The 8,344-nt window shown below is 65.3% G+C and carries 11 protein-coding genes and 5 tRNA genes; 15 read left to right on the top strand and 1 reads right to left on the bottom strand.

The features are described from left to right. Positions 1-12: 12 nt before the first annotated feature. The 5 genes from Q0Y09_RS00170 to Q0Y09_RS00150 all read left to right on the top strand — a co-directional run bounded on the left by Q0Y09_RS00170 (position 13) and on the right by Q0Y09_RS00150 (position 568). Positions 13-86, top strand: a tRNA-Gly gene (locus Q0Y09_RS00170). A 3-nt stretch (positions 87-89) separates the two neighbouring features. Continuing rightward, positions 90-166 (top strand) — tRNA-Arg (locus tag Q0Y09_RS00165). 76 nt (positions 167-242) lie between these two features. Further along, positions 243-318 (top strand) — tRNA-His (locus tag Q0Y09_RS00160). Between the two features lie 65 nt (positions 319-383). Then, positions 384-458 (top strand) — tRNA-Gln (locus Q0Y09_RS00155). A 34-nt stretch (positions 459-492) separates the two neighbouring features. After that, positions 493-568: transfer RNA gene (locus Q0Y09_RS00150), tRNA-Lys, on the top strand. Between the two features lie 282 nt (positions 569-850). Here Q0Y09_RS00150 and Q0Y09_RS00145 read toward each other — a convergent pair. Next, a complete protein-coding gene (locus tag Q0Y09_RS00145) occupies positions 851-1,018 on the bottom strand; it encodes a YtxH domain-containing protein (protein ID WP_297716349.1) in 168 nt (55 codons plus the stop codon). A 206-nt stretch (positions 1,019-1,224) separates the two neighbouring features. On the opposite strand from Q0Y09_RS00145, the gene Q0Y09_RS00140 reads away from it, so the two are divergent. The 10 genes from Q0Y09_RS00140 to Q0Y09_RS00095 are packed head-to-tail and all read left to right on the top strand — an operon-like array spanning position 1,225 to position 8,223. Further along, positions 1,225-2,517 (top strand): dihydroorotase, encoded by a 1,293-nt coding sequence (locus tag Q0Y09_RS00140; RefSeq protein WP_297716348.1) that lies wholly within the window; start codon positions 1,225-1,227, stop codon positions 2,515-2,517. A 2-nt stretch (positions 2,518-2,519) separates the two neighbouring features. Further along, a complete protein-coding gene (gene pyrF, locus Q0Y09_RS00135; RefSeq protein ID WP_297716347.1) occupies positions 2,520-3,443 on the top strand; it encodes an orotidine-5'-phosphate decarboxylase in 924 nt (307 codons plus the stop codon). 4 nt (positions 3,444-3,447) lie between these two features. Then, a complete protein-coding gene (locus Q0Y09_RS00130; RefSeq protein WP_297716346.1) occupies positions 3,448-3,963 on the top strand; it encodes a PF20097 family protein in 516 nt (171 codons plus the stop codon). 9 nt (positions 3,964-3,972) lie between these two features. Beyond that, on the top strand, positions 3,973-4,347 hold the full coding sequence (locus Q0Y09_RS00125; protein ID WP_297716345.1) for a hypothetical protein: 375 nt from the start codon (positions 3,973-3,975) through the stop codon (positions 4,345-4,347). Positions 4,348-4,356: 9 nt separating this feature from the next. Next, complete coding sequence (locus Q0Y09_RS00120; protein WP_297716344.1) at positions 4,357-4,761, top strand: hypothetical protein; 405 nt, start codon at positions 4,357-4,359, stop codon at positions 4,759-4,761. A gap of 2 nt (positions 4,762-4,763) precedes the next feature. Then, positions 4,764-4,964, top strand: a complete 201-nt coding sequence (locus Q0Y09_RS00115; protein WP_297716343.1) for a hypothetical protein — start codon at positions 4,764-4,766, stop codon at positions 4,962-4,964. A 12-nt stretch (positions 4,965-4,976) separates the two neighbouring features. Then, positions 4,977-5,786: a dihydroorotate dehydrogenase electron transfer subunit gene (locus Q0Y09_RS00110; protein ID WP_297716342.1), complete on the top strand. Its 810-nt coding sequence runs from the start codon at positions 4,977-4,979 to the stop codon at positions 5,784-5,786. Continuing rightward, positions 5,779-6,690: a dihydroorotate dehydrogenase gene (locus tag Q0Y09_RS00105; RefSeq protein WP_297716341.1), complete on the top strand. Its 912-nt coding sequence runs from the start codon at positions 5,779-5,781 to the stop codon at positions 6,688-6,690. The genes Q0Y09_RS00110 and Q0Y09_RS00105 overlap by 8 nt, the downstream gene beginning before the upstream one ends. Before the next feature lie 16 nt (positions 6,691-6,706). Then, on the top strand, positions 6,707-7,042 hold the full coding sequence (locus Q0Y09_RS00100) for a DUF6054 family protein (protein ID WP_297716340.1): 336 nt from the start codon (positions 6,707-6,709) through the stop codon (positions 7,040-7,042). A gap of 26 nt (positions 7,043-7,068) precedes the next feature. Beyond that, a complete protein-coding gene (locus Q0Y09_RS00095; RefSeq protein ID WP_297716339.1) occupies positions 7,069-8,223 on the top strand; it encodes a bifunctional histidine phosphatase family protein/GNAT family N-acetyltransferase in 1,155 nt (384 codons plus the stop codon). The last annotated feature ends 121 nt before the right edge of the window (positions 8,224-8,344 follow it).

Raw genomic sequence — 8,344 nt, 5'->3', positions numbered from 1 at the left:
GACAGTGCCCGTGCGGGTGTAGTTCAATGGTAGAATCCCAGCCTTCCAAGCTGGTCGCGTGGGTTCGATTCCCATCACCCGCTCCATACGCGCCAGTAGCTCAGTTGGATAGAGCAACTGCCTTCTAAGCAGTGGGCCGGGGGTTCGAGTCCCTTCTGGCGTGCCATATATCTCAGGAACGGACAGAAATCGGCTGCGTATCTCTTAGTTGGTGGCGTATACGTAATACGGTCTGAAACATGGTGGGTGTAGTTCAGTTGGTAGAGCATCGGATTGTGGTTCCGAGTGTCGCGGGTTCGAGTCCCGTCACCCACCCCATATGACCTCAAGGCAGAAGGGCCGGAGCGTCCGCTCCGGCCCTTTGCTTTTAGGTATCGCTGTATTGGGGTGTAGCCAAGTGGTAAGGCACGGGTCTTTGACTCCCGCATCCGCTGGTTCGAGTCCAGCCATCCCAGCCAGATTTTTCGCCATTTTGCCGGCTTTTGTATATTTGACTCAGTAGCTCAGTTGGCAGAGCAATTGCCTTTTAAGCAATGGGTCCGGGGTTCGAATCCCCGCTGGGTCACCACGTGGTCGCAAAGTTCGCTTTGCGACCACGCTTTTTTATGTTTACACACAAAAAAGAGTCATCCGCTCGCTCCCTTGTTCCTCCTTTCCAAACCGGACCCGCTGCACTGGGCTCCGGTTTGGTGTGCCGCCTTACAGGCTGCTTTCATATGTCTGCATCTTTTGTGTCAGCACATGACAAAAAGAAGCCCCCGTAACCACAATGTGAACAGCCCCCCACTTGTTGGACAGTATATATCCTGTCTAACAAGTGGGGGGCTGTTCAAAACGGCGGGGGGCGGCGTTACATACTCAGGTGCTGGGTCATGTTTTCGGCGGCGTCTTCCACGGCCCGGACGGCCTTCTTGGCGGTGGACTTCAGCGTTTTCTTCTGGGGGGCCATCAGCAGCCCCAGGGCGGCGCCGGCGGCCATGCCCAGGCCGATGCTGCGCATGATGGTTCTGCGTTCCATATGATATTCCTCCTTCTGAACCAGTCTGCCCTTATTGTGCCCAGGATTCATGAAAAATCCATTGCCAAACGAAGACACATCTTCTATAATTATAAGGAAGTCGGCGGCATACACAGCGAACAGGGCCGCCGGAGGGAGATCATCCCAGGGGAGCGGGCCGCCCGGTCCCTCTCTTGTTGTGCCCAACGTAGGAAAGGAGCAATGACGTGAAGCTTCTCATCCAAAAAGGCCGTCTGGTGGACCCCGTTGGGGGGATCGGCGGCGTGATGGACATTCTCATTGAGGATGGAAAACTGGCTGTGATCGGCAGCGACCTCCGGGACAGCGAGGCCCAGGTCATCGACGCCCGGGGTCTCACCGTGTGCGCCGGACTGGTGGACATGCACGTCCACCTGCGGGAGCCGGGCCTGGAATATAAGGAGGACATCTCCACCGGTACGGCTGCCGCCGCCCGGGGCGGCATCACCTCTGTGGCCTGCATGCCCAACACCAGGCCCGCCGTGGACTGCCCCGAGCAGATCCAATACATCCTCCGCCGGGGGGCGGAGTCCTGCGGGGTGCGGGTGTGGCCCATCGGCGCGGTGACCGTGGGGGAGAAGGGGGAGGCCCTCACCGACGCCCAGGCCCTGAAGGAGGCGGGGGCGGTGGCCCTCTCCGACGACGGCATGCCCATCCAGAATGCCAATCTGATGCGGGATGCCCTCATCCGCGCCAAACGGCTGGGGCTCACCGTCCTCTCCCACTGTGAGGACGCCGACATGGTCTGCAACTACGCCGTCAACGAGGGGCGGGTCTCCCGGGCCCTGGGTTTGCCGGGCCGTCCCGCCATCGCCGAGGAGCTGATGGTCATGCGGGACGCCATGCTCTCCGAGGAGACGGGGGCGGCTGTCCACATCTGCCACATCTCCACCGCCGGCAGCGTGGAGATCGTCCGGCAGTTCAAGAAAAAGGGGGTCCACATCACCTGCGAGACCTGCCCCCAGTACTTCACCTTCACGGAGGACGAGGTCCTTGCCCAGGGCGCCATGGCCCGTGTCAATCCCCCCCTGCGGACAAAGCAGGACGTGGAGGGCATCATCGAAGGGCTCAGGGACGGCACCATCGACGCCATCGCCACCGACCACGCGCCCCACTCCGCCGAGGAAAAGGCCAGACCGCTGGCCGAGGCGCCCAGCGGCATGGTGGGGCTGGAGACCTCTCTGGGGGCCACCCTCACCGCCCTCTACCACACCGGGAAGCTGGACCTCTCCGACATTTTGAAGAAGATGACCTTTAACCCGGCCTGTATTCTGGGCATCCCCAAGGGACGGCTGAGCCTGGGGGGCGAGGCCGACTTTACCGTATTCGACCCCAACGAAGTCTGGACCGTGGACCCGGAGGCGTTCGCCTCCAAGGGGCGCAACACCCCCTTTGCCGGCCGGGAGCTGAGGGGTAAAGTGAAGTATACCATCGTGGGCGGAAAGATCGTCTACAAGGACAGAGAAAGGGAGGACGTATAAAAATGTCGTTTGATGTATTGCAGGAGAAGATCATTGAAAAGCGCAATCCCACCGTGGCCGGTCTGGACCCTAAGCCGGAGCAGATCCCGCCCCACATCCTCAAGGCCGCCTATGCCCAGCACGGGGAGACCCTGGCCGGCGCCGCCGAGGCGGTGTGGCAGTTCAATAAGGGCCTCATCGACGCCCTCAAGGACGTGGTCCCCGCTGTGAAGCCCCAGGCCGCCTACTACGAGCGGCTGGGCTGGCAGGGGCTGGCCGTCATGGAAAAGACCATCGCCTACGCCCGGGAGCAGGGCCTCTTTGTCATCGCCGACATCAAGCGGGGGGACATCGGCTCCACCGCCCAGGCTTACGCCGACGCCTGGCTGGGAGAGACCCAGGTGGGGAGCGCCGCCCACACCGCCTTCGGGGCCGACTGCGTCACCCTCAACGGCTACATGGGCTCCGACACTGTGGGCCCCTTTGTGGAGACCTGCAAAAAGTACGATAAGTGTCTCTTCCTCCTGGCCAAGACCTCCAATCCCGGCTCCGGCGAGCTCCAGAACCTGACCGCCGGGGACAGGCTAGTCTATCAGCTCCTGGGCGACATGGCCGAGAAGCTGGGGGCGGGCAGCGAGGGCAAGTACGGCTACGGCCTGGCCGGGGCTGTCACCGGGGCCACCTACCCCGAGGAGCTTCAGGAGCAGCGGGCCCGTCTGCCCCATACCTTCTTCCTGGTTCCCGGCTACGGGGCCCAGGGCGGCACCGCCGAGGATGTGCAGCACGCCTTTGACAAGGACGGCCACGGCGCCATCGTCAACGCCTCCCGGTCCATCATGTGCGCCTGGCAGAAGACGGGCGGGGACGGGACCGACTTCCAGGCGGCCGCCCGGACCGCCGCCGAGACCATGCGGGACGCCATCGCGCAGTATGTGACCATCCGGTAAGGCCATGAAGTGTCCGTTCTGCGGAGAGGACATGGTCACGGGGGCCATGCAGACCAAGCGGGTCCGCTCCTACGACTGGGAGTACCGCTGGCTGCCGCCGGCGGAGGAAACGCCGACGCCGGGCGGGCAGACGTCCATGCCAGAGCCGGTCCGGGCCCTTCTGGACCAGGTGGAGCGGCGCTGGAAGGTGTCCGGCTGGGACGAGGAGAAGGCGGTGGAGCTGCGCCCTGCCGGGGAGGAGCGCCAGGGACTGGAGGGGGTGTTTCTCTCGGGGAACATCTGCTACGAGGGCGCCTGGTACTGTCCCGGATGCGAAAAGGCCCTGTGGCTCCTGGAGCGGGCGCCGGAGGAGCCGGACTGGCTCACCACGGAGGAAAAACCGGCGGAGGACGCCACGCCGCCGGAGCCCGCCGCCGGGCCGGGACCCGAACCGGGGGACCGGCGGACCAAGCCCAGGGACGACCCCTGGGAGGAGAAGGGCTTTTTTGGCCGGCGGAAAAAGCCGGACTGGGAGAAGTAGGTGAAGGATATGGGAGAAAAGAAGACCTGCCCCGCCTGCGGCGGGGCGATGGAATACGAGCGGCTGGTCCGTATGACGGGCTGGACGGACCCCGGCAGCTTCCCCATGGAGCTCCACACCTGCCCCAAATGCGGCAGGGGGGAGCTGTACCTGCCCCGGGAGGAGCTGGAGCGCCGGGCGGCGGAGCGGCGGGAGGAGGCGGAGGACCGGGCCTGGCTCCTGGCCTTCCAGGAGAAGGTGAGGGCGGGGGAGATCAGTCCCCAGCTCTTTCTCTGCCCCACCTGCGGCAACCTGCGCCGGGACCGCAAGTGTCCCATCTGCGGCAGCGTGGTGGATCTGAAAACCATGGAGGAGACCATGCCCGGCGATCCTGACCGAAAGTGAGGGAGCAGTATGGCTGAGGAACGGAAAACGAAAAAATGCTCCGCCTGCGGCGGAGCGGCGGTCTATGTCCAGGACATACACTTGAAAAACGATCTTCCCTTCAGCTTTGACTTTTTTGACGCCGCCCTCTACCGCTGTCCCACCTGCGGCCACTTCGACCTCTACGAGCGGGGGGAGGAGCAGGAGGCCCGGGAGCGGGCGGAGCGGTACCGGGCAGAGCAGGATGCCCTGCCCGACTACCGCTGCCCCTCCTGCGGGCAGGTGGGGAAGAGCGAGCGGTGCATCTACTGCGGCATGAGCTGTCTGCCTGTGAAGGGCTCCGGCGCGCCGCAGACGGAGCGAGCCCCGGAGCCGGAGAAGAAAAAGCGCCGCTGGTTTGGTCGGGACGACGACAAGCCGGATTGGGAGGGCTGAGCGTGGAAGAGAAGCAGGAGACCATGGAAAAACGCTGCCCCGCCTGTGGGGCGGCGCTGGAATACCTGAGCCCGGCCCTCCTGCCGGCCCGGCTCAACTATCTGTGCGCCCGGGCCGACCTGTACCTGTGTCCCCAGTGCGGGCGGTACGAGTTCTACCGGGACCACCGCTGGATCGAGCGGGACAAGGAGAAAAAGAAGTAGGGAGGGTTCTGGATGCCTGTCCAGAAGATGTGTACCGTGGCGGAGGCCGTCCGCCTCAACGAGTTTGCCTATTCCCTCACCCTGGAGGTGGGGGAGGAGATGACGTCCCAGACGTCCTGCGGCCAGTTTGTCCACATCAAGTGCGGGGAGGAGCGCCTGCTCCGCCGGCCCATCTCCATCTGCGACTGGCAGGGCGACCTGCTGCGTGTGGTCTTCGAGGTCCGGGGAGAGGGGACCCAGTGGCTCTCCCGGCGGAAGGCGGGGGATATGCTGGACGTGCTGGGCCCCTTGGGCCACGGCTTTGACCTATCGGCCAAAAGGCTCCTGGTGGTGGGGGGCGGCATCGGCGTGCCCCCCATGCTAGGCGTGGCCAAGGCCGCGGCCTCTGCCGGGGCGGAGGTCCACGCCGCCCTGGGCTTCCGGGACCAGGGACACCAGATGCTCACCGACGCCTTTGTCGAGTGCTGCCGCTCCATGAGCGTCATCAGCGACGACGGCTCCACCGGCCGGAAGGGCTTTGTCACAGAGCTGGTGGAGGAGTTCCTCCGGAACCAGCCCTGCGCCGGGGCCGACTGCGCCGCCTGCTCCGGCAAGCCGGAGCCTCCGGTGGTGATGGCCTGCGGCCCCAAGGGGATGCTCAAGGCGGTGGCGGCGGCCTGCGCCGCCCACGGCGTGGCGTGCCAGGTCTCCCTGGAGGAGCGCATGGGCTGCGGCGTGGGGGCCTGCCTGGTCTGCGCCTGCGACATGGCCGACGGCAGCCGGAAGCACGTCTGCAAGGACGGCCCCGTTTTCAATGCCGGGGAGGTGGACTGGAATGACTGATCTGCGGGTAAATTTCGCCGGGGTGGAGCTCAAGAACCCCATCGTGGTCCCCTCCGGCACCTTCGGCTTTGGCCGGGAGTACGGACAGTTTTTCGACCTGAGCGAGCTGGGGGCCATCTGCGTCAAGGGGCTCACCCCCCTGCGCCGGCAGGGCAATCCCGCCCCCCGCATCGCCGAGACCCCCATGGGCATCCTCAACTCCGTGGGGCTCCAGAACCCGGGCGTGGACGCCTTCATCGCCCACGAGCTCCCGGAGCTGCGCAGGCACGACGTGAAAATCATCGCCAACATCTCCGGCAACACCCCGGAGGAGTACGGCGGCATGTGTGAAAAGCTGTCGGCGGCGGGGGTGGACATGATCGAGGTCAACATCTCCTGCCCCAACGTGAAGGCGGGGGGCCTGGCCTATGGCACCAGGCCGGAGATGGCCGCCGAGGTCACCGAGATCGCGAAAAAGAGCTCCACCGTCCCCGTGATGGTGAAGCTCTCCCCCAATGTCACCGACATCACCGAGATCGCCAAAGCGGTGGAGGGGGCGGGGGCCGACGCCATCAGCCTCATCAATACCATCCGGGGCATGCGCATCGACGTCAATACGGGCCGGCCCATTTTGAAGATGAACACCGGCGGTCTCTCCGGTCCCGCCGTGCTGCCCGTGGCGGTGCGGATGGTGTGGGAGGTGGCCAATGCCGTCAAGGTGCCCATCCTGGGCATGGGCGGCGTGAGCAAGGGTGCCGACGCCGCCGAGCTCATGCTGGCCGGGGCCGCGGCGGTGGCGGTGGGCACCGCCTCCTTTGCCGACGCCTACGCCCCCGTCCGGGTCCGGGATGAGCTCTCCGCCATCGGCGAGCGAAAGGGCCTCGCCAACATCGCCGCGCTCACGGGGGGCGTCCGGCCCTGGTGAAAGGGGGAAGATCGCCATGGAGGATCTGAGCTATTTCGTGACTCTGGACATGACCGACTGCCAGGATCTGATTTTCAAAGCGGTGACAGACAGCGTGACCGGCACCCTGATCGGCGCCCACACTGTGGCCAGCACCGACGGCAGCAGCTGCACGGTGGACGTTTATGAAAAACACTACTACCGAGCGGGCAACCGCCTCACCCTCACAGTGATCCTGGATGATTTCACTGGGCAGACCCGAGTGCGCTGCATCAGCGGCGGTGGGGGAGAGGGCCTGTTCCGGCTCGATTGGGGGGCGGCAGAGAGCTTTGAGGACGTGGTCCACCAGGCCCTGGCCCCCTATCGCATTTAGCTTGAGAGAAGAGAGGGAGGACCCCAATGACGAAACTCTATCTGGTCCGCCACGCGGAGGCGGAGGGCAACCTCTACCGCCGCATCCACGGGCAGTATGACAGCCTGGTCACCGACAACGGCTACCGGCAGATCGCCGCGCTGGCCCAGCGGTTTGCGGGCATCCATGTGGACGCGGTGTATTCCAGCGACCTCTTCCGCACCCGCACCACCGCCAGGGCCATCTATGAGCACAAGGGCCTGCCCCTCACCACCCGGAAGAGCCTGCGGGAGGTGGCCATGGGGGCGTGGGAGGACCGGACCTGGGGCGAGGTGGCCCGCACCGACGTCCAGCAGCTCTCCTGGTTCAACGCCACCGACCGGCGCTGGCAGGTGGAGGGGGGCGAGAGCTTTGAGACCCTTCGGACCCGGATCTCCGCCGCCGTGCGGCAGATCGCCCACAACCACCCCAATGAGACGGTGGCCGTGGTGAGCCACGGCACCGCCATCCGCAATGCCCTGGCCGTCTTCCAGGGGCTGAGCATCGAGGAGTCGGCCAAACTGCCCCACAGCGACAACACCGCCGTCTCCCTGCTGGAATTTGACGGCGACGACGTCCGGGTGGTCTTCCACGATGACGCCAGCCACCTCCCCGAGGAGATCTCCACCTTCGCCAAGCAGCGCTGGTGGAAGCAGGACACCGGCGGCATGGCCGACGCCAATATGTGGTTTCGGCCCCTGGACATGGAGCGGGAGGGCGACTTCTACCGCCAATGCCGGGGAGAAGCCTGGCTCAACATCCACGGCTCCTGGGACAACTACGACGGGGACGCCTTTGCCCGGGACGCCCTGGAGCAGTGGCGCTACGACCACAACTCGGTCATCTGCGTCATGCTGGGCGACGAGGTTGCCGGCGTCCTCCAGCTGGACCTGCGCCGGGACGCCGACAAGGGGGTGGGCTATATCCCCTTTGTCTATATGATGCCCACCTTCCGCAAGCGGGGGCTGGGGGTGCAGCTCATCGGACAGGCGGTGTCGGTCTACCGGCCCCTGGGCCGGGACTATCTGCGCCTGCGCTGCGCCCCGGACAATCTGGTGGCCCAGCGATTCTACCAGCGATATGGTTTCCACAAGGTGTGCAAAGCCACCGGCACCCGTGTCCCCCTGGATATCATGGAGAAGTACATCGGCTACGGCGATTGAGTCGGGGGAGACGGATCCTTCGCTGCGCTCAGGATGACGCGGGGGAGGGGCGGCGTTCCTTTTGTGTGGGGCGCGGCTTCCCAGACGCGCCCTGCCCCCGTCGTTCTGAGGGCGAAGGCCG

It is taken from the genome of Intestinimonas sp. (assembly GCF_026169115.1).
Lineage (GTDB): Bacteria > Bacillota > Clostridia > Oscillospirales > Oscillospiraceae > Intestinimonas.
Note: the sequence above shows the minus strand (reverse complement) of the source record. Positions and strands in the feature narration are given on the sequence as shown.

Coding starts and splice junctions, on each gene's coding strand:
- Q0Y09_RS00125 (WP_297716345.1), top strand. CDS start 3,973: ATGGGAGAAAAGAAGACCTGCCCCGCCTGCGGCGGGGCGATGGAATAC.
- Q0Y09_RS00110 (WP_297716342.1), top strand. CDS start 4,977: ATGCCTGTCCAGAAGATGTGTACCGTGGCGGAGGCCGTCCGCCTCAAC.
- Q0Y09_RS00100 (WP_297716340.1), top strand. CDS start 6,707: ATGGAGGATCTGAGCTATTTCGTGACTCTGGACATGACCGACTGCCAG.
- Q0Y09_RS00095 (WP_297716339.1), top strand. CDS start 7,069: ATGACGAAACTCTATCTGGTCCGCCACGCGGAGGCGGAGGGCAACCTC.
- Q0Y09_RS00130 (WP_297716346.1), top strand. CDS start 3,448: ATGAAGTGTCCGTTCTGCGGAGAGGACATGGTCACGGGGGCCATGCAG.
- Q0Y09_RS00145 (WP_297716349.1), bottom strand. CDS start 1,018: ATGGAACGCAGAACCATCATGCGCAGCATCGGCCTGGGCATGGCCGCC.
- Q0Y09_RS00105 (WP_297716341.1), top strand. CDS start 5,779: ATGACTGATCTGCGGGTAAATTTCGCCGGGGTGGAGCTCAAGAACCCC.
- pyrF (WP_297716347.1), top strand. CDS start 2,520: ATGTCGTTTGATGTATTGCAGGAGAAGATCATTGAAAAGCGCAATCCC.
- Q0Y09_RS00120 (WP_297716344.1), top strand. CDS start 4,357: ATGGCTGAGGAACGGAAAACGAAAAAATGCTCCGCCTGCGGCGGAGCG.